15 protein-coding genes, 1 tRNA gene, 1 pseudogene and 2 riboswitches are annotated in these 22,547 nt (G+C 64.1%); of the genes and pseudogenes, 8 read left to right on the top strand and 9 right to left on the bottom strand.

Annotation, left to right across the window (positions count from 1 at the left end; genetic code table 11):
* Positions 1-81 precede the first annotated feature (81 nt).
* Positions 82-214, bottom strand: a riboswitch (glycine riboswitch).
* Positions 215-223: 9 nt separating this feature from the next.
* A riboswitch (glycine riboswitch) is annotated at positions 224-326 on the bottom strand.
* A 243-nt stretch (positions 327-569) separates the two neighbouring features.
* Together QCE83_RS13540 and QCE83_RS13545 are read right to left on the bottom strand one after the other, a co-directional pair.
* Entirely contained in the window at positions 570-950 is a 381-nt protein-coding gene (locus QCE83_RS13540; RefSeq protein ID WP_309810814.1) for a hypothetical protein, read from the bottom strand.
* Positions 951-1,118: 168 nt separating this feature from the next.
* Positions 1,119-2,162, bottom strand: a complete 1,044-nt coding sequence (locus QCE83_RS13545) for an oxidoreductase (protein ID WP_309810817.1) — start codon at positions 2,160-2,162, stop codon at positions 1,119-1,121.
* Between the two features lie 174 nt (positions 2,163-2,336).
* Here QCE83_RS13545 and QCE83_RS13550 point away from each other — a divergent pair, with 174 nt between their 5' ends.
* Entirely contained in the window at positions 2,337-4,424 is a 2,088-nt protein-coding gene (locus QCE83_RS13550; protein WP_309810819.1) for a UvrD-helicase domain-containing protein, read from the top strand.
* A gap of 89 nt (positions 4,425-4,513) precedes the next feature.
* On the opposite strand, the gene QCE83_RS13555 is transcribed toward QCE83_RS13550, so the two are convergent.
* Positions 4,514-5,404, bottom strand: a complete 891-nt coding sequence (locus QCE83_RS13555; protein WP_309810822.1) for a c-type cytochrome — start codon at positions 5,402-5,404, stop codon at positions 4,514-4,516.
* A gap of 349 nt (positions 5,405-5,753) precedes the next feature.
* On the opposite strand from QCE83_RS13555, the gene QCE83_RS13560 reads away from it, so the two are divergent.
* The 3 genes from QCE83_RS13560 to QCE83_RS13570 all read left to right on the top strand — a co-directional run bounded on the left by QCE83_RS13560 (position 5,754) and on the right by QCE83_RS13570 (position 7,599).
* Positions 5,754-5,829 (top strand) — tRNA-Arg (locus QCE83_RS13560).
* Between the two features lie 102 nt (positions 5,830-5,931).
* Complete coding sequence (locus tag QCE83_RS13565; RefSeq protein ID WP_309810825.1) at positions 5,932-6,843, top strand: HipA domain-containing protein; 912 nt, start codon at positions 5,932-5,934, stop codon at positions 6,841-6,843.
* Between the two features lie 9 nt (positions 6,844-6,852).
* Positions 6,853-7,599 (top strand): HIRAN domain-containing protein, encoded by a 747-nt coding sequence (locus QCE83_RS13570; RefSeq protein ID WP_309810829.1) that lies wholly within the window; start codon positions 6,853-6,855, stop codon positions 7,597-7,599.
* Positions 7,600-8,177: 578 nt separating this feature from the next.
* On the opposite strand, the gene QCE83_RS13575 is transcribed toward QCE83_RS13570, so the two are convergent.
* Positions 8,178-9,170 (bottom strand): aromatic ring-hydroxylating dioxygenase subunit alpha, encoded by a 993-nt coding sequence (locus QCE83_RS13575; protein ID WP_309810832.1) that lies wholly within the window; start codon positions 9,168-9,170, stop codon positions 8,178-8,180.
* A 314-nt stretch (positions 9,171-9,484) separates the two neighbouring features.
* Here QCE83_RS13575 and QCE83_RS13580 point away from each other — a divergent pair, with 314 nt between their 5' ends.
* A complete protein-coding gene (locus QCE83_RS13580) occupies positions 9,485-10,489 on the top strand; it encodes a GGDEF domain-containing protein (RefSeq protein ID WP_309810835.1) in 1,005 nt (334 codons plus the stop codon).
* Between the two features lie 61 nt (positions 10,490-10,550).
* Here QCE83_RS13580 and QCE83_RS13585 read toward each other — a convergent pair whose 3' ends face one another.
* Genes QCE83_RS13585 through flhF form a run of 3 tightly spaced genes read right to left on the bottom strand, consistent with a single transcriptional unit; the run spans position 10,551 to position 13,998 of the window.
* Positions 10,551-11,282: an RNA polymerase sigma factor FliA gene (locus QCE83_RS13585; protein WP_309810840.1), complete on the bottom strand. Its 732-nt coding sequence runs from the start codon at positions 11,280-11,282 to the stop codon at positions 10,551-10,553.
* Between the two features lie 18 nt (positions 11,283-11,300).
* On the bottom strand, positions 11,301-12,218 hold the full coding sequence (locus tag QCE83_RS13590; protein WP_309810845.1) for a MinD/ParA family protein: 918 nt from the start codon (positions 12,216-12,218) through the stop codon (positions 11,301-11,303).
* Entirely contained in the window at positions 12,211-13,998 is a 1,788-nt protein-coding gene (gene flhF, locus QCE83_RS13595; RefSeq protein WP_309810849.1) for a flagellar biosynthesis protein FlhF, read from the bottom strand. The genes QCE83_RS13590 and flhF overlap by 8 nt, the downstream gene beginning before the upstream one ends.
* Positions 13,999-14,335: 337 nt before the next feature.
* Here flhF and QCE83_RS13600 point away from each other — a divergent pair, with 337 nt between their 5' ends.
* From QCE83_RS13600 to QCE83_RS13610, 3 genes are all read left to right on the top strand, one after another.
* Positions 14,336-16,030 (top strand): thiamine pyrophosphate-binding protein, encoded by a 1,695-nt coding sequence (locus tag QCE83_RS13600; RefSeq protein WP_309811746.1) that lies wholly within the window; start codon positions 14,336-14,338, stop codon positions 16,028-16,030.
* 78 nt (positions 16,031-16,108) lie between these two features.
* The gene (locus QCE83_RS13605) at positions 16,109-16,372 is read left to right on the top strand and encodes a PepSY domain-containing protein (RefSeq protein ID WP_309810852.1); all 264 of its coding nucleotides are present in this window, start codon (positions 16,109-16,111) and stop codon (positions 16,370-16,372) included.
* 5 nt (positions 16,373-16,377) lie between these two features.
* Entirely contained in the window at positions 16,378-16,923 is a 546-nt protein-coding gene (locus QCE83_RS13610) for a cytochrome b/b6 domain-containing protein (RefSeq protein WP_309810856.1), read from the top strand.
* Positions 16,924-16,974: 51 nt separating this feature from the next.
* Here QCE83_RS13610 and QCE83_RS13615 read toward each other — a convergent pair whose 3' ends face one another.
* Positions 16,975-18,120 carry a branched-chain amino acid ABC transporter substrate-binding protein gene (locus QCE83_RS13615; protein ID WP_309810858.1) on the bottom strand — a complete coding sequence of 382 codons (1,146 nt, stop codon included), beginning with the start codon at positions 18,118-18,120 and terminating at the stop codon, positions 16,975-16,977.
* A 100-nt stretch (positions 18,121-18,220) separates the two neighbouring features.
* Positions 18,221-22,159 (bottom strand): annotated as a pseudogene (putA, locus tag QCE83_RS13620) (trifunctional transcriptional regulator/proline dehydrogenase/L-glutamate gamma-semialdehyde dehydrogenase).
* Positions 22,160-22,547 lie beyond the last annotated feature (388 nt).

A 22,547-nucleotide genomic window follows, 5' to 3' on the forward strand; every position in this document is an offset into this window, starting at 1 on the left:
CGCAGCGCACTGTTCGCCTGCCGGATGAGCCTTTCGTGCTGTCGAACAGCGCGCAAGGCTTATGCCGCGACGATTGCGATGCGTGACCCCTCTGTCCTCGGTACCTGAGAGATTGCGCGAACCGTGCACGGTCGTGCTGCGGTTCATCGCGCGCCCCTTCGGTGGGCAACTGGCTTCGCTACGGAAGCCGCTGCCGCTCTCCAGAGTGCGAGGAAATGATTCCTCGACGCCGTCGGTCCTTTTGCCTGAGAGTTTGCGGGTATGCCCCTTCGGCGGCGCGGCGACACTGACTGAGCAGCGGCCACGCGCTCTCCCGACGCGTGCGGCAGAATTTACGCGACCGAATTGGGGTTGTCAAACTGATCCGGGGGCGGAATGGGCGGGGGCGGACAGTTGGGGGCGCATCAGCATTCCGCTCGGCCGGTGGAACGACGCAGGCGCCGCTGCCGATCAGAAAAAAGCGGCGTGGTCGCGTTCGACGTGCGCCCGAAAAGCGTCTGCCCGAGGGACAAACGCAAGGCAATTTGCCAGGAGATCCGTGGCTTGAATTAGATCATCGACTTCGATACTCACCGTTCAAGCTCGAAGGACAAACCTGCCGGTATATAGGACGTAAATGGACGGCACGCAAAGGTGATGGCTTCAGGATGAGCGTTCTCGAAGCGTTCGGTCAACGTGTCCGCTATCGCGAAATTCACGCAGGCGCAACGGCTCGCGGATTGATCGACGAAGAGCTCGTATCGCATGGAGTGGTCCGGACAAACCACGACGGTGGTTTGCCGGATGAGACAGTCTTCCTCGCGAATGGCCGCGATGGCCGATTCCAACAGAGCCAGGCGTAGCTCGATGTCGACATTGTTCAATAGCGAGGCCGCATTGCCCGGAATCATCACATCGTGTTTCGCGAGTGCCTGAGCGGCTTCGATACACCGTATGTTTGGAAGATTCAAGGACGACTGCTCCGGATTTCCGATTTACGATTGCGCTGATACTAGCAGCGCAATCGAAGCAAACCGCCATCTCGAAAAAATTCAGAAATAACGCCTGCCGGAATACACGAAAGGCGTGAAACAGGCAGCAATGCCGCCCGTTTCACGCCTTTCGATTAACCCCCGCTCTTACGCCCTCTCAAACCCCACACTCCGCCCTTCCCGATCGCTCTGCATCGCCAGCTCGATGATCGTCATCGTATCCACCGCGTCCTGCGGCGAAACGGGGAACGGCTTGCCATCCTGGATCGATGCCGCCAACGCCCGGTAGAACTCGATGTACGCGCCATCCTTCGTCGCGAATTCATGGCGCAGATCGTGATCGCCGTCCACTTCGCGCAGCAGGCCCGCCGGATTCTTGCCGAACTCCGGATTGCCCGGCCGCATGCCGGCCCGCAACTGATCTTCCTGCGTGTCGAGCCCGTTCTTCACGTAGCTGCCGCGCGTGCCGTGAACCGCAAAACGCGGCGGCTCCAGCGCCGCGAGCGCGCTTGCGTGCAGGATCACTTGCTTGTCGTCGTAGCCGAGCACGAGATGCACGTAATCCGGTGCATGCGCGTGATCGCGATGCGTCTTGACGAACGCCGTCACCGTTTCCGGTGCGCCGAACAAGGTCAGCGCCTGGTCGATCAAATGCGGCCCCAGATCGAACAGCAGACCGCCGCCGCGCGCCGCTTCCTCGCGCCAGCGTTGCGGAACCTTGGGGCGGAAGCGGTCGAAGTGCGATTCATAGTGCGCGATGCGCCCGAGCCGCCCGCTTTCGATCAAGCCGCGCAACGTCATGAAATCGCCGTCCCAGCGACGATTGTGGAACGGGGCGAACAGCAGCCCCTTCTGGCGGGCGAGATCGGCGAGCGTGCGGGCATCGGCGGCGCTGAGCGTGACGGGTTTGTCGACGACCACATGCTTGCCCGCCGACAACGCCCGGTGCGCGAGGTCGAAGTGCGTGTCGTTCGGCGTCGCGATGACGACGCACTGTAGCCCCGGCACGGCCAGCAGCGCGTCGAGGTTCGTCACGATTTGCGCGTCGGGATAATCGGCCTGCGCGCGCTCGGCCTGGCTGGTCGCGATGGCGGTCACTTCGGCGCGGCCGCAATGCTCGATGACGGGCGCGTGGAACGTCGCGCCGGCAAGGCCATAGCCCATTACGCCGACTTTCAGTGCTGAACTCATGCGGGCATCCTGTCGTGGAAAGCGGTCCGATATTGTGGCACGCCCGCAGCCCGTGCTTCACGCCCGTCGACGGTAAGCAGGGCCGGAACCGGGCGCTTGGCATCGTGTTAACATCGCGCACTCCTCCATGCGCCGGCTGCATGCCGCGCGCCTCAGAATCCAAAGCCCAGAACGATGTCCGCAGGTCTGAACGCCGCGCAAAACGAAGCCGTGCGCTATCTCGATGGTCCCTGTCTCGTGCTCGCCGGCGCAGGCAGCGGCAAGACACGCGTGATCACGCAGAAGATCGCGCATCTGATCGAGGGACGCGGCTTCGAACCGAGGCACATCGCCGCGCTGACGTTCACGAACAAGGCCGCGCTCGAAATGCGCGAGCGCACCGCCAAGCTGCTCGAAGGCAAGACGCTAACGGCGCCGGGCAAGGAAGGCCGTCGGATTCCTGTCAATCAGTTGACCATCTGCACGTTTCACTCGCTCGGCGTGCAGATCATGCGGCAGGAGGCGGAGCACGTCGGCCTGAAGCCGCAGTTCTCGATCATGGATTCCGACGATTGCTTCGGCATGGTCCAGGAGCAGCTCGGTACCACGGACAAGGGGCTGATCCGCAAGATCCAGTCGATCATCTCGCTGTGGAAGAACGCGATGGTGTCGCCCGATCAGGCGTCGGTGCTCGCCAGCAATGAGGACGAACATCAGGCAGCGATCGTCTATCGCAGCTACGCGGCCACGCTGCATGCCTATCAGGCGCTCGATTTCGACGATCTGATCCTGCGCCCCGCCCAACTGTTCGCGCAGAACGAGCAGGTGCGCGACAAGTGGCAGAACCGTCTGCGCTACCTGCTGATCGACGAGTACCAGGACACCAACACCTGCCAGTACGAACTGGTGAAGCTGCTGGCCGGGCCGCGCGCCGCGTTCACGGCCGTGGGCGACGACGATCAGGCCATCTACGGCTGGCGCGGCGCGACGATCGAGAATCTCGCGCAGCTCGGCAAGGACTTTCCGAAGCTGCACGTTATCAAGCTGGAGCAGAACTATCGCTCGACGGTGCGCATTCTGACCGCGGCGAACAACGTCATTGCGAACAATCCGAAACTGTTCGAGAAGAAGTTGTGGTCCGAGCACGGCATGGGCGACACGATCACCGTCACCGGCTGCAACGACGAAGAGCACGAGGCGGAATCCGTCGTGTTCCGGCTCTCGGCGCACAAGTTCGAGCGACGCACGCAGTTCCGCGATTATGCGATTCTCTATCGCGGCAACTTTCAGGCGCGCATCTTCGAACAGGTGCTGCGTCGTGAACGCATTCCGTATGTGCTGTCGGGCGGCCAATCGTTCTTCGACAAGGCCGAGATCAAGGATCTGATCGCGTATCTGCGGCTGATCGCGAATCCCGACGACGATCCCGCGTTCATCCGCGCGATCACGACGCCACGCCGCGGTGTCGGCAACACGACGCTCGAAGCGCTGGGGGCGTTCGCGGGCGCGGCGAAGGTGTCGCTGTTCGAGGCGGTGTTCATGGGCGGCATCGAGGCGCGTCTGTCGGCGCGGCAGGTCGAGCCGCTGCGCACGTTCTGCGAGTGGATTCGCCGGCTGTCCGACCGCGCCGCGCGCGATCCGGCCACCGAAGTCCTCGATGACATGATGGAGGCCATTCACTACGAGTCGTATCTCTACGATGCCTACGATGAACGGCAGGCGCAGTCGAAGTGGCAGAACGTGCTCGAGTTCCTCGAATGGCTGAAGCGCAAGGGCACGAAGCCCGAAGCCGCGCTGGGCACGGAGCAGACCGGCTTCGACACCGCCGACGGTCTCGCCGACGAAGGCAAGAACCTGCTCGGACTGATCCAGACCGTCGCGCTGATGTCGATGCTCGAAGGCAAGGAAGAGGATCCGGATGCGGTGCGCCTGTCGACGGTGCATGCGTCGAAGGGACTGGAGTATCCGCACGTGTTTTTGGTGGGCGTCGAGGAAGGCATCATGCCGCATCGCGGCGGCTCGGACGACGATACGCCCGTCGACGATGCGCGCATCGAAGAAGAACGCCGGCTGATGTATGTCGCGATCACGCGGGCGCAGCGCAGTCTGCATCTGAACTGGTGCAAGAAGCGCAAGCGGGCGCGTGAGACGGTGGTGTGCGAACCGTCGCGCTTCATTCCCGAGATGCTGCTCGACGACGCGCCGCCGCCGACTGCCGAAGAAGCGCCGCTGTCGCCGAAGGACCGGATGGCGATGCTCAAGGCGATGCTGCAGAAGAGCTGATCCCCGCGCCGGGGTTCATTCGGTGCAGTCAAAAAAAGAACCCTGCGACTCTCGCGTGCGCAGGGTTCCTTGCTTTGCGGCCTGGCCTCTTACTTCGACGCGTTCACCATGTAGTCGACGGCGGCCTTGACATCGGCGTCCGGCGCGTTCGATCCGCCCTTGGGCGGCATCGCGCCCTTGCCGTGCAGCGCATAGTTGTAGACGGTGTCCATCGGCTCTTTCAGACGCGGCGCCCAGGCGGCCTTGTCGCCGAACTTCGGAGCGCCGAGCACGCCTGCTGCGTGACACGCCTGGCAGACCTGCTCGTAGAGCGCCTTGCCGGCTTGCGCGGCGTCGGCGCTTTGGGCGCCGGCAGCCGGGGCCGGTGCGGCCTGCGGCACCGATGCCAGCGCGGCGACGGCAGCTGCGGCCTGTGCGTTGTCGTTGGAACTCGCAGCCGCCGGTGCGGAAGCAGCGCCCGCTGCGCTTGCCGCGGCGCCCGGCGCCGGTTGCGCGGGTTCCGCGAACTTGGCGCCGCCGTTGTTCGCCATGTAGACGACAGCGCGCGCGATTTCGAAGTCGCTGTAGTCGTCGGGATTCGTGCCGCCGCGGGCGGGCATCGCGCCCTTGCCGTTGAGCGCGTTGTGCAACAGCGTGTCGTAGCCTTCGCTGATGCGCGGCGCCCACGCACCGGCATCGCCGAACTTGGGCGCGCCGGCGGTGCCGGCGGCGTGACAGGCGGAGCAGACGGCCTTGAAGACGTCCTCGCCGGTTTTGTAGACGCGCGGGGCATTGGCGTCGCGGACATCGACCTGGGCGGCGGGCGCGATGCGCTCCTTCACGGAGGCTTCGATATCGGTGCCTGCGCCGGTGCGCGTCGAGTTGTTCACATAGACGGCGAGCAGAATGATGATGGCGACTGGAATGCCGAATCCCGCAATGATCGCGACGATGAGTTGACCGGGCGTCTTGATCGGGGCTCCGTGGGGTGCTTCGCTCATGCTTGTCTCGTCTCCCGTTTTTTGGTGTGAGTCGGTTCAGTGACAGCGTGACAGCTACCGCATGCATTGCCTTGGCGCTCAGACCGTGCGCCGAGACAAGCCGTGGGGAAAGGCTCGGTCGATTATAGACGGAACGTTTGGACGGCGGCACAGGGCGACAGCACGACCGGACGGGCGTTTACCCGAATCGTGTGATGCTTGAGGCGCAAGCGGGCATCGAGATTGCAGCGCCGCGCGATGGACGGAGTCATGGAAAACAGGTATCCTCTCGGATTCGCGTGGGCCTTGCAGCTGGCTTTCTTCGAGCCGCTTGCCTTGTTACCTTGTAAATAAGCAGCCCACCGCCGATGCGCCCGTAGCTCAATGGATAGAGTACTGCCCTCCGAAGGCAGGGGTTGCTGGTTCGATCCCAGCCGGGCGCGCCAATCTCAATGAGGTAATGAAAACGACTGGCCCGCTCTACTCGGCGGGCTTTTTTGTGCGTCGACTTTTTGCGGACTTATTCAGTCCGTTCTGCGAGATGCTTAATGTTTGCGGTTTTCACAGTTCCTGATGACGCTGCAGAGATCACCGAGCAAATTGGGACGAAGTACAAGTTTTGGTTCGAGGATGAGCATCTAGGCCGAGCTCTCTTCAAGGAGGGACGTCCGAACACCGGCGAGAACTGGGCTGAAAGGCTAGCTGCGGAGCTCGCCCTTGTGGTGGGTTTGCCCCACGCGTACTATGAGCTTGCAAACTTTCGGCAAAGAACGGGCGTCATCAGCAAGAGCTTCGTCCCGGATGGCGGTCGCTTGATCCACGGCAACGAATTGCTTGGCGGGGTTGAAGCGGCGGCCGACGACGCCGATACAAAGTTTTACCGGGACCGAAGCCACACAGTGAGCCGTGTCTTCTCGTACTTTCGTGCAGTGTCAGAGGTGCGCCCGCCGGTGGATTTTTTGGCTTGCCCCGGAATTGAGACAGCAATTGACGTGTTCGTCGGATACCTTATGTTCGACGCTTGGATTGCGAATCAGGACCGGCACAATCAGAACTGGGGATTGGTGCGTGGATTCGGCAAGGACGTTCATCTTGCCCCTTCCTATGATCACGGGTCGAGCATGGGTCGAAACGAAACAGACGAACGCCGAATACAGATCTTGACGACGCGCGATTCGCGTCAGCAGATGTCGGCATATGTTGCTCGCGCTACTTCCGGCCTGTATCCGCCAATGGCGACGGAGAAGGCAAAACCACTGTCGACCATTGACGCTTTCGGATATGCCATGAAGCAGCGCCCAGCCGCCGGGGCAGCATGGCTCAACAAACTACGTGCGGTAACACCCGACGTCATTGCGTCGCTTGTTGATCTAATTCCGGGAACACACGCCACGGAAGTTACCAAAGAATTCACCAGGCAGCTTTTGCAGCACAACTGCGCAAGGCTGCTGGCCCTTTAGGGGAAGAAGATGGACACACTGTTTGTCGCTTGGCAAGATGCCGAATCAAGGGAATGGATTCCTGTGGGTCAGCTAACCCGTGTGGACGGCATCTACAAGTTTGCGTACACACGAGGCGTGTTGCGCGCGCCCAATTTTCATCCGTTCGGGCGTCTCAGCGATGTACATGCGACGTATGAGTCGAGCACCCTGTTCCCGGTGTTCGCAAATCGTGTGATTCCGAAGTCCCGCCCCGAGTACCGGGATTACCTTCGGTGGATCGGTTTGACTAACTTGGATTCTGACCCATTGAATGTGTTGGCCATGACCGGAGGCGTGAGAGGAACAGATTCAGTCGAATTGTTTCCTCAGCCCAAGCGGACTGCCGACGGACGTTACCAGATCTCATTTTTCGCCCGCGCGCTGCGGCACATTCCGAAGAGTTCGCTAGATGCTATTGCGAGCCTCAAGCAAGGCGATACGCTTCGGCTCTTGCGCGACTGCCAAAACGGACATGATGAATTCGCATTGTGCCTGTCTACGCTTCCGCCATCGCATCTCGTCGGCTATTGCCCCAAATACTACGCGCGAGACATCACAAAATTTTTGACGGAGGATCCTGGAGCCGTTTCCGTCACAGTCCGGTGCGTGAACGTCGATGCGCCGCTGGACATGCGACTGCTTTGTACAGTAACAGCGCCGTGGGGCAACGGATATGCTCCGTTTGTGAATCATGCGGACTTCGAGTTGCTTGGACGGGAGACCGCCGCCGCGTAACGGTGTGCGCCTGACCATGACGCCTGATTTTGGCCGTGTTCTCGAACAGAAGATGACCGTCGTCGTTTGAGCGGTACCAATTATCTTTTTCTGCGTGAATTTGCCGGCGATCTTTAAGGTTGTAATTTCTAGGTCGAATATTCGACTGAACGGTCCGGTCCGCATCCATCGGCTGAAGTATGACCGGCCCGTTCTGACGGGCGGGCAACTGGCCATCGATCAAGCCCCCCGGCATACCTTGCGCTGTCACAGCGTAATGCACTTGCGCCGACTACCGATCGGTCATTCCGTGCTTCCAACTTTCCTCGTTGATTACGTTTGATCTTCTTCATAGACGTAGCCATTGATGCGCTTTGACCCGGCGCACTCGCGCCGTACACGATCGGCAACGCGTCACCCGATCAACACGCCGAGGATCGTATGGAAGAGTCAATGAGGCTCACAAATACTAGTGACCTTACGACTCTGAAGGAAATATCTAGGACGTGACTGGACGGAAGCGGTTTGTAATAAATCGACTCCGAAGGCAGGGGTTGCTGGTTCGATCCCAGCCGGGCGCGCCAATCTCAAGACTCCCGCTACGCCCCACCCGTCGTCCCCCACCCGAACTCCCGTTCCGCCAGCCATCTCCGGTAAGCCACCGACATCCGGTCGCACCTCTGATGCAGCTCCGCATCGAGTTCCAGCGGCAAGCACCTCGGCCATTGCGATTCGACTATCGGCGTGTCCTGCATCAGGATCTCCATATTGAAGTCATAAAGCTCCCGATCGCTGTGCGTCGAGTCGTCTTCATGAATGGAGACGAGCCACGCCCGCGTTTCCGTCTCCGACACCGGCGACGCCACCAGCATGATGTGCAGCGCGCCCTGCCCGCCGGCGGCCATCTTCGTGAGGCTCGCAATCAACGGCCGCCTGACGCGATACACATAGTCGATCATCGCGCCGTCGTCCTGCCCCGGCATGCCGGCCGGTTGCCAGTAACGGCACTGCCGCGCTTCGAGTCCGCCATCCACAGGAACGACTTCGTAATCAGGCACCTCGGTATGCGCCTGCTCGCCCAGAATCCCCGCGTGCACGAAGGAGAAATGGGCCATGTCGAGAAAGTTCTCGACCACTCTCGGTGCCGATGACCTCACCGTCTGCGGCGCAAGATTGATACGGCGCCCGCCGGGCACATCGGCTTCCGGATAGAAGTCGAGTGCATACGCGGGCTCGCCGAAACACATCCAGACCACGCCGTACTTCTCCTCGCTGACGAAGGTCGTCGCGCAGGCGCGTTTCGGCGGACGCAGTGCGGGATTCGACGGGATATGCAGACATTGCCCCTCGATGTCATACCGCCAGCCGTGATAAGGACAGGTGATCCAGTCGCGCGATACCGTTCCGAGCGACAGCTGCGCCCCGCGATGCGGACAGTAGTCGCGCCACACATGCGCTGCACCGAGACTGTCCCGCCACACGACGATGCGCTCATCCGCGACGACGAATCCTCGCGCCCCGCCCTCCGGCACGTCCTCACTGTTGCAGACCGCCAGCCATTCGCCTTGCAGGGAAGAAGCGTTGTTGTTCATTGTCATGAGCCGTAAGCAGGAAGCGGAAAGCGGGAGGATTCAAGACACCGCATTCTCCCCAACCGATCCTGCAGCGAAATCGCAAAAAGTAGCAGAATAGCGGGTCGCGCGACGGTGCAACCCGATGCAACACCTTCGCACCGCTTCCCGCGACGGGGCCGCAAAAAAAGAGACAGCAGCACACCATAACAGCAAGAAATCACCATCCAGGGGTTCATATGGAGCAGGCGCATCAACCGGCACGCCGGATCCAGGCTTTCATCGGGTCCGGGCACCGGAGTCCCGAACGGGAGCAGGCCACGCTTCGTGTCTGGATGGGGACAGCAGTGCTGCTCGCGTATGGCCTCTTCGAGTGGTGGCGCCCGTCACACGATGCCTCGATGGTCGTGCGGCTCGTCGCCCTCTATGTGTCCTACGGCGCCCTGACGCTGTTCGTCGTGAGCCGCGCGAGCGCCACGTCCCTGACGCGCCTCACGCTCACGACCATCGCCGATCAAGCCTTGCTCGGACTTGCGCTCGCGGCCGGCGGCGCCAGCGCGCTGCCGCTCATCTGGGTGATGTTCTGGTTCCTGATCGGCTCGGGATGCCGCTATGGCAAGCGCACGCTCGCGGTGTCCTGTGCGACGGCGCTCATCGTGGTGATCGCGCTCGGCCTCGGACAACCGTGGTGGCATGCCAATCTGCCGGCCGCGATCGGCCTGGGATTGAGCGTGCTGGGGGCATCGGTGTATCTGAGCGTGCTCGTCGACCGTCTCGGCAAGCTCAATCTGGATCTCGCGCGCCAGGCGTCCACCGATCCGCTCACCGGACTGTCGAATCGCTATGCGCTGGAGAAGATCGTCAACCGGGCGATGGCCGCGCCGCCCACCAGCCACGACGCCGATGACGCCACGGCCCTGCTGCTGATCGACCTCGACGGTTTCAAGGAAGTGAACGACACCTACGGGCACGCCGTCGGCGATGTGCTGCTGCAATCGTTCGCCCATCAGCTCGAGGCGCGACTGCGCCGGACCGACACCATCGCCCGGCTCGGCGGCGACGAATTCGTCGTGCTCGCGCATCAGGTGCGGGACCGCTCGGCGGTGCTCGCCGTGGCCGACAGCATCCATTCGGCGCTCGCCGCCATCACGTCAGTGCAGGAGCGGGCGGTATCGGTGTCGGCGAGCATCGGCGCCTGCCTGCTGTCCGGCGCGACGATCGCGCGCCCGTCCGACATGAACACGGTGCTGCGCGCCGCCGACCGCGCGATGTATCGCGCGAAAAGTCTGGGCGCCGGCAAGACCGTGTTCGCCGAAACCCACGACTTCGAAACCAGCTAAAAAAATGGCCCGCATCGCTGCGGGCCATCCGTGTCATGCGTCACCGTTCAAGCGTCGGGTTTCACGCTTCGGCGCCGGTCCAGGCCTGTTCGCGCAGCTTCGTGCGCAGACGCGCCACCGCCTGGCTGTGCAGCTGGCACACGCGCGACTCGCTTACTTCCATCACCGCACCGATCTCGCGCAGGTTCAGGCCGCGCTCGTAGTACAGGCTCATCAGCAGCTTCTCGCGTTCCGGCAACCGGTCGATGGCTTCGATCAGCGCGCCGCGCAGGCTGTCGTCCATCAGCGCGGACAGCGGATCCGAACGATCGACGCAATAGCGGTCGAGGAACGGCTCGTCATCGGCGGAACGGTCGAAGTCTTCGTAATAGATCAGCTGCGCGCCGTGCAGGTCCTGCAGCATCGACTGATACTCGTCGAGCGGCATGTTCATGTGCTCGGCAATTTCCGTCTCGCTGGCGGAGCGGCCGAGGTTCTGCTCGACCTTGTGCACCGCCGATTCCACCTCGCGCGACGTCTTGCGCATGCTGCGCGGCAGCCAGTCGTTGGCACGCAGTTCGTCGAGCATCGCGCCGCGGATCCGCTGGCTCGCATACGTTTCGAACTGCGCGCCCTGGTCTTCCTTGTAGCGGCCGGCCGCGTCCAGCAAGCCGATCATGCCGGCCTGGATGAGATCGTCGAGATCGACGCTCGCCGGCATCTTGGCGACGAGCTGAAGCCCCAGCCGGCGAACGAGCGGTGCATATTTCGTCAGCGTTTCGGACTGTGAGAGTTTGCCTTGGGCGTTATACATCTTGGTCACCTATCTTGATCACATCGACGCCGTGCTGCTCATGGCCAGTTCGTGAAGCGCGGCTGCACGATGCGCCGTCTCCCGTCCGCCCTGCTCAGAGTCGCCAACCGGAATTCGCGCGTCCGCCTGGCCGTTCGCCGCACGCGCATACGGCGCGGGGCGCATCGGCCAGTGCAGGAGCTCCGCCGCAATCGCGCGGTAGTCGCGTGCCGCGGCCGTGGCCGGGAACGCTTCGACTGCGCAGCGTGAGAGTTCCTTAGCCCGAGCGACGCGCGCATCCTCGGACACATATCCCGCCTGCACCAGCGACACAGCCAGATACCGGCTTGCGACGCCCGACAGGTTGTCGAACGCGACCGCCGCATCGGCCGGGTTCTGCACGTGATTGATCAGCACGCGGAACTGGCCGATCGCATGGGCGTAGTGCAGACGCTTCATGCACGCATACGCCTCGGTGATCGCCGACGCGGCTACCCGCGTCACAACGAGAAAGTCATGCGCCTGCGCCGCGAGCGACGAGAGCGCGCCATACCGGTCCAGCTGCGCGTCGATCAGCACGATGTCCGCCGGACCATCCAGCAGCGCGCGGCATTGCGCGGCGTCATGGCTGATGCGTTCATCGCGCGGCGCCGCGAGCAGCGAGAAACCGAACGGCGTGCGCCCGGCGGCGTCCGCGAGCGTGCTGCGGCCCGTCATAACCGCGGCGGCGGCGCCGGCATCCTCGATACCGACGAGCCGGCTGGCCGAAGCCGCGTTGCGATGCTCGTCGATCACGAGCACATCCTTGCCATGCACCGACAGCGCCGCGCCGAGATTCACCACCGTCGACGTACAGCCGATTCCCGCCGGGCCGCCCACAACCGCCACCACACGCGAGCCAGCTCGCGTGAGGAGCCGTCGCAGACCTTCTGCCTGATCGAGCACGAACTTATCCAAAGTGCACCCCATGCATGTCGGTCGAGGCACGCGCGGACAGCGCGGAAAGCAGCGCGGGGACTTCTTCGTCGTTCGGCACGAACGGCGAGCCGTCGCGCGGAATGCAGAACGCGCTCTTGATGAGGAAACGCTTGGTCGCGACGTACAGGTTCTCCGGCACCTTCTGTCCGGTCGAGACGTAATGCACCGGCAGCTTGTAGCGGATCACCGTGTCGAGCACGCCGCCGAGATTGGTGGCTTCATCGAGCTTGGTCAGGATGCAGCCCGCGAGCGGCGGCTGGTCCGGCGCGCTCTTGTAGGCCTGCACGACTTCGTTCAGCGTGTCGCCGTGGCTCGTCGCGTTGAGCAGCAGGATGCGCTGCACCGGATGGCCCGCGCCGCACAGCATCGCGATCTGGTCGGAGACCATGCGGTCGCGCTGGCTCATGCCGATCGTGTCGATCAGCACGATATGTTTGTTACGCAATTCGGACAGCGCCAGTTGCAGGTCGGCGGCGTCCTTCACCGCGTGCACTGACACGCCCAGGATCTTGCCGAAGATGCGCAGTTGCTCGTGCGCGCCGATCCGGTAGCTGTCGGTGGTAAGCAGCGCAACCTTGCTGGCGCCGAAGCGCATCACGCAGCGCGCCGCGAGCTTCGCCGTGGTGGTCGTCTTGCCGACGCCCGTCGGGCCCATCAGCGCGAACACGCCGCCGCGCTCCATCAGCGCGTCTTCGCTGTCCATCACCGGAATGTTGCTTTCGAGGACTTGCTGCACCCATTCGAGCGCGCCTTCGACACTCTCCATCTCCGGCATGTTGTCCATCACCATGCGCACGAGCTGCGCCGAGAAACCGGCCGAGAACAGGCGCTTGGTCAGCGCGCCGCCCGTCGGGTTGCGGCGCTGGCGCTCGCTCCACATCAGGCCGGCGAAGTGCTCTTCCATCATCTCGCGCATCGACGAGAGTTCGTTCATCACCGTGTCGTTGACGACCTGCTGCATGCGCGCGCGGATCGCCTCGGTCACGACCGCCGCCGCATTCGCGGGCAGGCCTTCGAAGACGCTTTCCGGCGTGGCGGGCGCGGCGGCCGGCGCCGGCGTTTCAGCGTGCGGCGCGCTCGTGTTGATCTTGTGCGCGGCGCGGCGGGCAGCGACCTGCGCGGCTTCGCGCGCCCAGTCCGGCGTTTCGACCTTCTGCTGCACGGCCGGCTGCGGCGCCGCTTCGGCGCGGGCCGGCTGCTGCTGACGCAGCGCAAATTTGCCGGCTTCCAATTCGGTCGACCGGGCGGTCGACTGGACCGGCGCCTGCGACAGCGTCGTCACCGGCACGCCCATGCCGCGCGCAATCGCTGCCGACGGCGTGAGCGGGCGGTTCGACGGCATCGACGCCTGTTGCGCCAGACGCTTCGCGTGTTCGATCAGCCACGGGTTGGTGTCGGCCATCGTGGGGGACGTGTCGTCGGCGGAAGAAGCGAAGTCGTCTTCGTCGTCGGCCGTTGCGCCGAACACGGAGGAAAACACGTCGCCGTTCACGTAGGGGTTCGTGGCTGCCTGCTGTTTCACCGGGATCGCTGCCGCCGCTGCGGCCAGCGCCGCGCGCGACGCGCCGCCCGAACGCACCGCCTGCTCCTGCGCGGCGGGCGAGATCGAAGCGATGTCGCTGTCCGCCACCGCGACGATTTCGACCGAGCCGTCGTCCAGCGTGCGATTCGACAACACCACGGCATCGGGACCGAGCGTTTCACGAACCTGGCGCAGTGCGTCACGGCTGTTCGCGCCGATGAATCTACGAATGTTCAAACTTGCCCCCGATGAGGTGTGATACGGCGATCGTTGCGAGCGAACCGGCCTGCCTGCCTGCCGGTCCCGCTTTTCAGTGAAGCCATTATTGCGAAGTTCCCCTTAAGCCCATCGCTGGATAAAGGGTGGGAAAAAGGGGTATTTCGGCTGATGGACGGCTGATCGACACCTCAGGGCCGGAACATGGCGCGCCCGCCGCCGGCAAATGTTCCCGGACCGCGTGTGGCCGAACGCGTGCCCGAACGCGTAAGCTGGAGGGCACGTCGCTCACCGTCCGGCACCTCTCCGGCATCGAACCGAGGCGTTTCCGGACATTTCAAGGAGACTTCATCGCATGATGTCCGCTGCTTCTCACGCCTCTTCCGAAAGCCAGACCACCGGCGCCCGTCTCGTCGTCGATGCGCTCGTTCATCACGGCGTCGAGCGCGTGTTCTGCGTGCCCGGCGAGAGCTTCCTCGCCGTGCTCGACGCGCTGCACGACGAAACCGCGCACATCCAGACCATCGTCTGCCGCCACGAGGCCGGCGCGGCGAACATGGCGGAGGCAGTCGGCAAGCTGACCGGACGTCCGGGCGTGGCGATCGTCACGCGCGGGCCCGGCGCGACGCATGCGTCGATCGGCGTGCACACCGCATTTCAGGATTCGACGCCGATGCTGCTGCTCATCGGCCAGTGCGCACGCGATCACATGGACCGCGAGGCGTTCCAGGAGATCGATTACCGGCGCATGTTCGGCCAGATGGCGAAGTGGGTCGCGCAGATCGACGACCCGCGCCGCGTGCCGGAATACCTGAGTCACGCGTTTCACGTCGCGACGGCCGGGCGTCCCGGACCGGTCGTGCTCGCGCTGCCGGAAGACATGCTGACCGAGACGCTCGCCGCCATCCCGCCGCTGCCGCGCTACCAGCGCGTGGCGGCCGCGCCCGCGCCGGCGCAGATGGAACGCCTGCGCGAGCTGCTCGGCAATGCACGGAAGCCGTTCGTGATCGCGGGCGGCAGCGGCTGGACGGAAGAAGCCACGCAGGACTTCGCGCGCTTCGTCGAGCAATGGCAGTTGCCGGCGGGCTGCGCATTCCGCTATCAGGACACGCTGTCGAACGAGCATCCGAACTACGCCGGCGATGTCGGGCTGGGCATCAATCCGGCGCTCGCCGCGCGCGTGCGCGACGCCGACGTGCTCTTCGTGCTCGGCCCGCGCATGGGCGAATCGACGACGGGCGGCTACGCGCTGCTCGACATCCCGAAGCCGAGGCAGACGCTGATCCACGTCCACCAGGGGGCGGAGGAACTCGGGCGCGTCTATCACGCGGATTTGCCGATCGTCTCGGGCATGCCCGAAATCGCGGCGATGCTGGCCGCGCTGCCGCCGCCGCGTTCCATCGCGTGGGCCGGCGAGGCGGAAGCGGCACACGCTGCGTATCTCGACTGGCGCGAGCCGCGCCCGATGCTCGGCGATGTCCAGCTCGGCGAGATCATGCGCCAGCTCGCCCAGACCCTTCCCGCCGACGCCATTCTCACCAACGGCGCCGGCAACTATGCGACGTGGCTGCATCGGCATTACTCGTACCGGCAGTTTCGCTCGCAGGTCGCACCCACCAGCGGCGCGATGGGCTACGGCGTGCCTGCCGCGATCGCGGCGAAGTCGCTGTACCCGGAGCGCACGGTGATCGCGTTCGCGGGCGACGGCTGCTTCATGATGTCGAGCCACGAGCTGGCGACGGCCATGCAATATGAATTGCCGGTGATCTTCATCGTCGTGAACAACGGCCAGTACGGGACGATCCGCATGCATCAGGAACGCCACTATCCGAACCGCGTGCATGGAACCGGACTGACCAACCCCGACTTCGCCGCCTACGCGCGGGCGTTCGGCGCGCACGGCGAACTCGTCGAGACAACGGGCCAGTTCATGCCCGCGTTCGAGCGCGCACAGCGTTCCGGCCTGCCTGCCGTGATCGAAGTCCGCATTCCGGCGGAACAGAGCACGCCCGGCGCGACGCTCGAACACATTCGCCAGCAAGGCAGGCGTTAGCGGACAAACTTTCAGTCTGCTTGCAGTGCGCTCCCGGTGGCGCTAGAGTAGCCCGTCCAAAACCACCGGGAGTAAGTCATGCTGAAGATTTTGGCGTTGTCGTTGGCGATGGGAATGTCGGGTGCGGCGTTCGCGAAGGCGGATTGCACGGCGCATCCGAAAAGCGAATGGATGAAGGAGTCCGACGCGAAGGCCAAGCTCGAGGCCGAGGGCTACAAGATCCGCAAGTTCAAGGTCGATGGCAACTGCTACGAGATCTACGGCCACGACAAGAACGGCAAGAAGGTCGAGATCTATTACGACACGAAGACGCTCGCGGTCGTGAAGTCGGAAGTGGAATAAGCGTCATGTCTCCGCCCGTGACCCGGCCCACGAAAGTCTGGGACATCTGGGTTCGGCTCACGCACTGGGCCGTCGCGGGCATCGTCCTCTGGAACCTGTTCGGTCCGACCGATTTCACTCACCGGCTGCTCGGGTATGGCGCGGCGGGTCTGGTCGCCGCGCGCATCGTGTGGGGCTTCATTGGGTCGCGATACGCGCGCTTTTCCGCGTGGTGGCCCAAGCGCATGCATCTCGTCGGCTATCTGCGTTCGCTGGCCGCCAGGCAGCCGATGCACCATCTTTCGCACAATCCGCTCGGTGCGTTGATGGCCCTCACGCTCTGGTGCCTGATTCTCGCGCTCGCGCTATCCGGCTGGATCATGCGGCTCGACGCCTTCTGGGGCGAAGACTGGCCGCAGGAGATCCACAGCTGGCTCGCGGTCGCGGTGGAAGTGTGCGTCTGCGTGCATGTCCTCGCGGCCGTGCTGATGAGTGTGTGGACACAGGAAAATCTCATCAAAGCGATGCTGACGGGCAACAAGCGCGATCCCGAAAAAGAAAAAGCCCCGTAACCGGAGTCACGGGGCCTTCACCCGAAACATCAACCGCAAAAGCTGGCGTGCTTACTTGCCGCCCACGCTCTGCAGCGTCGTCCACTTGCCGCCGACGACCTTGTACAGCGTGATGCCGCCGTTCTTCAGATCGCCCTTCGTGTCGTATTCCAGATGCTTCGCCGTCACGCCCTGCATGTCGGTCTTCGCGAGGAACGGCAGGTACTTGGCCGGATCCGTCGAGTTGGCCGCCTTCATCGCGGTGAACATGGCCATGGCGCCGTCGTAGGCGTACGGCGAGTAGGTCTGCACGTCTTCGTTGAAGCGCTTCTTGTACTTCGCTTCGTAGGCCGGGCCGCCCGGCATTTCGTTCATCGGCAGGCCGGCGAGCGAGGCCACCGTGCCGTCGGCCGAGTTGCCCGCGATCTTCAGGAACGTGTCCGTCTTGACCATTTCGCCCGCCATCAGCGGCGCGCGCAGGCCGAGCGTCTTCATCTGCTTGACCATCGGAGCGGCTTGCGAATCGGCGCCGCCGTAGTACACGAGGTCCGGATTCATCGACTTGATCTTGGTCAGGATCGCCTTGAAGTCCACGGCCTTGTCGTTCGTGAATTCACGGTCGACGATCGTGCCGCCTGCTGCCTTCGCCGCCTTCTCGAACTGGTCGGCGAGACCCTGGCCATAGGCCGTGCGGTCATCGACGATCGCAATTTTCTTGACCTTCAGGTTCTTCACCGCGAACTCACCCGCGACCGAGCCCTGCTGCGTGTCCGAGGTCATCATGCGGAACGCCGTCTTGAAACCCTGCGTCGTGTATTCCGGCGCCGTGGCCATGGCGATCTCGGGAATGCCCGCGTTCGCGTAGATGCGCGAAGCCGGGATCGTCGTGCCCGAGTTGAAGTGCCCCAGCATGCCCTTGATGCCGCCATCCACGAGCTGCTGCGCGACGGTCGTGCCGGTGCGCGGGTCGGCCTGGTCATCGGCCGATTCCAGCACGATCCGAACCGGCTTGCCGCCGATCACCGGCTTCGTCGCGTTGAAGTCTTCCACCGCGAGCGTGATGCCGTTCTGCATGTCCTTGCCGTAGTGCGCCTGCGCGCCCGTCAGCGGGCCGGCGTAACCGACCTTCACGTCTTCCGACGTCTGCGCGACTGCCGTCCCCGCGAACAGGCCGGCGAGCGTCATGGCTGCTGCCAGCTTGGTCATCGTGTGCTTCATAGCTTCTCCTGGTTCCAGTGTGGATGGCAGCGCGTGCCGGGATCGCCGTGCCTGCTGCCGCTTGTTTGAATGTTCCTGATCCGACCGTCCGAGGGGTAACTCAGCCGATCGTCATCAAATTGGCATTGCCGCCTGCCGCCGCCGTGTTCACGCTCACCGAGCGTTCCGTCAGCAGACGTTCGAGCGCATAGTCTTCGCCGTCGTGGCCTGCGTCGGCGAACGCTCCCGCAGCCACGCCCTGCACCGATACGATCGGTCCCGGACGCTTCGCGACTTCCTTCACCAGCGACAGCAGTTCATCGCTGTCGCCTTCGAACAGCACGGCGTCGAAATCTTCCGCCGCTCGGCGAACCTGTGCATACGGCTTGAGCGCCGCCGGCAGCGACGCCGCCAGTTGCTCACCCGCCGATCCACTGAACAACGCGCGGTTGCCCGTCGCGAGCACTGCCGCGAACTGCGCGCGCGCGCCGCTTTGCGTCGCCGCCACGCACAGCACCGTGCCGCGCGCGCCGAGCGTATAGGTGTTGCGTTCGCCCGTCGGGCCGGTCAGCACCGCCGTCGCGCCCGCCATCACATGCTGCAGATAGCCGTCGCAACGCGCGGCCGTGTGCGGATCGCGCTCGCCGATCGCCCAGTCGCGCAACGCGGTGAGCGCCGCGGCCGGCGTGTCCTTCGTCGCGGCCGGATCGACGGTCAGCGCGGTTTCCAGCGACTTCGGCAAACCGCTCGGGCGCTTGGCCAGGAGGCGTTGCAGATACAGCGCGCCACCCGCCTTCGGACCCGTTCCCGACAGACCTTCGCCGCCGAACGGCTGCACGCCGACCACGGCGCCGATCACATTGCGGTTCACGTAGATGTTGCCCACGTGCGCCCGCGAAATGACATGCGCGATGGTTTCGTCGATGCGCGTATGGATGCCGAGCGTCAGGCCATAGCCGGTCGCGCGAATTTGGTCGAGGAGTTTATCAAGGTTCGATCGGCGGTAGCGAACCACATGGAGCACCGGGCCGAACACTTCGCGCTTCAGTTCGTCGATGTTCTCCAGTTCGATCAGCGTCGGCGGCACGAAGGTGCCTTGCGCGCAGTGGTCCGGCATCGGCAGCTGCACGACGTTGCGGCCTTTCTCGCGCATCGCGTCGACGTGCGCATCGATGCCGCGCTTCGCGTCCGTATCGATGACCGGGCCCACGTCCGCCGAGAGCCGGTCCGGATTGCCCACCGCCAGTTGATTCATTGCGCCGGTGAGCATCTCGAGCGTGCGGTCGGCGACGTCGTCCTGCAGGCACAGCACGCGCAGTGCCGAACAGCGCTGGCCGGCCGAGTCGAACGACGATTGCAGCACGTCGGCCACCACCTGCTCCGCGAGCGCGGACGAATCGACGATCATCGCGTTCTGGCCGCCGGTCTCGGCGATCAGCGGAATCGGGCGGCCGTCCGGATCGAGGCGCTCGGAGAGTTTCTTGTTGATGAGGCGCGCGACCTCGGTCGAGCCGGTGAACATCACGGCGCGGGTGCGCGGATCGGCGACCAGCGCCGCGCCCACCGTTTCGCCATTGCCCGGCAGCAGTTGCACCGCGCCCGCCGGCACGCCGGCCTCGCGCAGGATGCGCACGGCTTGCGCGGCGATCAGCGGCGTCTGTTCCGCCGGCTTCGCGAGCACCGGATTGCCGGCTGCGAGCGCGGCGGCGACCTGGCCCATGAAGATCGCGAGCGGGAAGTTCCACGGGCTGATACACACGACCGGACCCAGCGGACGGTGCGTATCGTTCGAGAACTCGCCGCGGATCTGCGCGGCGTAGTAGCGCAGGAAATCGACGGCTTCGCGAATCTCGGCAATCGCATTCGGCAGCGACTTGCCCGCCTCGCGGATGATGAGGCCCATCAGCGTGTGCATCTGCGCTTCGAGCAGATCGGCGGCGCGGGTCAGGCAGTCCGCGCGGTCTTCGACCGGCGTCGCCTGCCAGATCGGCGCGGCGGCGACGGCATTGGCGATAGCCGCGCTCACCTGTTCAGGCGTTGCCTCGACCACCGTGCCGACGAGATCGCGCAGATCCGACGGATTGCGCACGTCGCGGGCGACGCCGTTGCTCGCGGCATCGTCGGCCGACGCGCCTTCGAGCATCGGCTGCGCGCGCCACGGATGATTGGCGCTCGCCAGCAGCGCCGACGACAGCGACGCCAGGCGATGCTCGTTCGACAGATCGAGGCCCATCGAATTGGGCCGCTCGTCGCCGTAGAGATGGCGCGGCAGCGGAATCTTCGCGTGCGGCGCGCCGAGCGGCACTAGCTTCTGCGCTTCGTCGATCGGATCCTGGACGAGGTCCTTCACCGGAATCGATTCGTCGGCGATGCGGTTCACGAACGACGTGTTCGCGCCGTTTTCGAGCAGACGGCGCACGAGATACGCGAGCAGCGTTTCATGGGTGCCGACCGGCGCATACACGCGGCACGGACGGTTGAGCTTGTCGCGGCCGGTGACTTCCTCATAGAGCGGCTCGCCCATGCCGTGCAGGCACTGGAATTCGTACTGGCCGGGATAGTAGTTCTGGCCCGCGAGGTGATAGATCGCCGACAGCGTGAATGCGTTGTGCGTCGCGAACTGCGGATAGACCGCGTCGGGCGCGGCCAGCAGCTTCTTCGCGCACGCGAGATACGAGATGTCCGTGTAGATCTAGCGCGTGTAGACCGGATAGCCTTCGAGGCCGTCCACCTGGGCGCGCTTGATTTCCGTGTCCCAGTAGGCGCCCTTCACGAGGCGGATCATCAGGCGATGGCGGCTGCGGCGGGCGAGATCGACCAGATAGTCGATCACGAACGGGCAGCGCTTCTGATAACCCTGCACCACGAAGCCGATGCCGTTCCAGCCGGCGAGTTCCGGATCGAAACAGAGCGCTTCGAGCAGATCCAGCGAGAGTTCGAGGCGGTCGGCTTCTTCCGCGTCGATGTTCAGGCCGATGTCATAGCGGCGCGCGAGTTGCGCCAGCGAACGCACGCGCGGCAGCAACTCGTTCATCGTGCGTTCCTGCTGGGCGCGCGAGTAGCGCGGATGCAGCGCGGAGAGCTTGATCGAGATGCCCGGGCCTTCGTAGATGCCGCGCCCGCCGGCCGCCTTGCCGATCGCATGAATGGCCTGCTCGTAGGACGCGTAGTAGCGCAGCGCGTCTTCCTCGGTCGTCGCGGCTTCGCCGAGCATGTCGTACGAGTAGCGGAAGCCGCGCGCCTCGAACTTGCGGCTGTTCGCCAGCGCCTCGGAAATGGTCTCGCCGGTGACGAACTGCTCGCCCATCAGGCGCATCGCCATGTCGACGCCCTTGCGGATCAGCGGCTCGCCGCCCCGTCCGATCAGGCGCGTCAACGCGGACGACAGGCCCGCTTCGCTGTTGGTCGTCACCAGCTTGCCGGTGATCATGAGGCCCCACGTGGCGGCGTTCACGAACAGCGACGGCGCCTGGCCCATGTGCGATTTCCAGTCGCCCTTGCTGATCTTGTCGCGGATCAGCGCGTCGCGCGTGGCGCGGTCGGGAATGCGCAGCAGCGCTTCCGCGAGGCACATCAGCGCCACGCCTTCCTGGCTCGACAACGAAAACTCGTGGATCAGGCCTTCGACGCCGCCGCCCGAACTCTTCGCGCGCAAGGCTTCGACGAGTTTGGTCGCGAGTTTTTCGGTATCGGCGGAGACGTTCGCGGGCAGGCGCGCCTGGCCGATCAGGAACGGCACGCATTCCGGCTCGGGCCGGCGATACGCGGCGGTGATCGCCGCGCGCAGCACCGATTGCGGCTGCACGTTCTGGGCAAAGTCGAGGAAGGGATGCGGCGCGCCGTCTTCGTCGCTGTCGACGGGCGCGGCGTCAGCCAGTTCCGAGCCGCCGTTCGCGCCCGACAGCTCGGGCGGCAACTGGCCGTGCTCGATGCGCTCGAGGTAGGCGAAGATCGCCTGCTTGATCAGCCAGTGAGGGGTGCGCTCGAGACGCGTCGCGGCATCCTTCAGCCGGGAACGCAGCAGATCATCGACTTTGACGCCTAAGGTTGTGCTCGCCATGATTCCTTCGTTTGCCGGTGGTGGGGCCCGGCGAAAGACTAAAAAGTGGGCGAATCGTACTCCGCTGATATAAAAGGTGCAACCATTTCAGAAATGGGTTGCACCCTTTGGATAACCCTTGTGGGTCAAGGGGTTGCGGGGAATGACCTCAGACTGATGGCAACTGTTTTGGCTCGGTACTTTCCCTGAAGCAAATAAATTTTGGGACAAACCCTAAGCAATGGGTCCGGCAGCGCCGATATAGACACAATGCGCCGCCCACGGCGCGGCATACGCGGTCAATGATCCGCGACCTCGGGGAGAGTTACGAGCATGAGCACTTGGATGGTGGTAGCCAGCGTTTGGGCGATGTTCGCAGTCTGTGTCGTGCTGTTCGTGCGGGGCGCAT

Origin of the sequence: Caballeronia sp. LZ034LL (assembly GCF_031451215.1) — a bacterium.
Taxonomy (GTDB): Bacteria; Pseudomonadota; Gammaproteobacteria; order Burkholderiales; family Burkholderiaceae; genus Caballeronia.

What these genes read in the sequence shown, in the direction of transcription:
- QCE83_RS13575 (WP_309810832.1), bottom strand. Translation starts at nt 9,170, where the DNA reads ATGAACAACAACGCTTCTTCCCTGCAAGGCGAATGGCTGGCGGTCTGC.
- QCE83_RS13615 (WP_309810858.1), bottom strand. Translation starts at nt 18,120, where the DNA reads ATGAAGCACACGATGACCAAGCTGGCAGCAGCCATGACGCTCGCCGGC.
- QCE83_RS13555 (WP_309810822.1), bottom strand. Translation starts at nt 5,404, where the DNA reads ATGAGCGAAGCACCCCACGGAGCCCCGATCAAGACGCCCGGTCAACTC.
- QCE83_RS13565 (WP_309810825.1), top strand. Translation starts at nt 5,932, where the DNA reads ATGTTTGCGGTTTTCACAGTTCCTGATGACGCTGCAGAGATCACCGAG.
- QCE83_RS13550 (WP_309810819.1), top strand. Translation starts at nt 2,337, where the DNA reads ATGTCCGCAGGTCTGAACGCCGCGCAAAACGAAGCCGTGCGCTATCTC.
- QCE83_RS13610 (WP_309810856.1), top strand. Translation starts at nt 16,378, where the DNA reads ATGTCTCCGCCCGTGACCCGGCCCACGAAAGTCTGGGACATCTGGGTT.
- QCE83_RS13600 (WP_309811746.1), top strand. Translation starts at nt 14,336, where the DNA reads ATGTCCGCTGCTTCTCACGCCTCTTCCGAAAGCCAGACCACCGGCGCC.
- QCE83_RS13605 (WP_309810852.1), top strand. Translation starts at nt 16,109, where the DNA reads ATGCTGAAGATTTTGGCGTTGTCGTTGGCGATGGGAATGTCGGGTGCG.
- QCE83_RS13545 (WP_309810817.1), bottom strand. Translation starts at nt 2,162, where the DNA reads ATGAGTTCAGCACTGAAAGTCGGCGTAATGGGCTATGGCCTTGCCGGC.
- QCE83_RS13570 (WP_309810829.1), top strand. Translation starts at nt 6,853, where the DNA reads ATGGACACACTGTTTGTCGCTTGGCAAGATGCCGAATCAAGGGAATGG.
- QCE83_RS13585 (WP_309810840.1), bottom strand. Translation starts at nt 11,282, where the DNA reads ATGTATAACGCCCAAGGCAAACTCTCACAGTCCGAAACGCTGACGAAA.
- QCE83_RS13580 (WP_309810835.1), top strand. Translation starts at nt 9,485, where the DNA reads ATGGGGACAGCAGTGCTGCTCGCGTATGGCCTCTTCGAGTGGTGGCGC.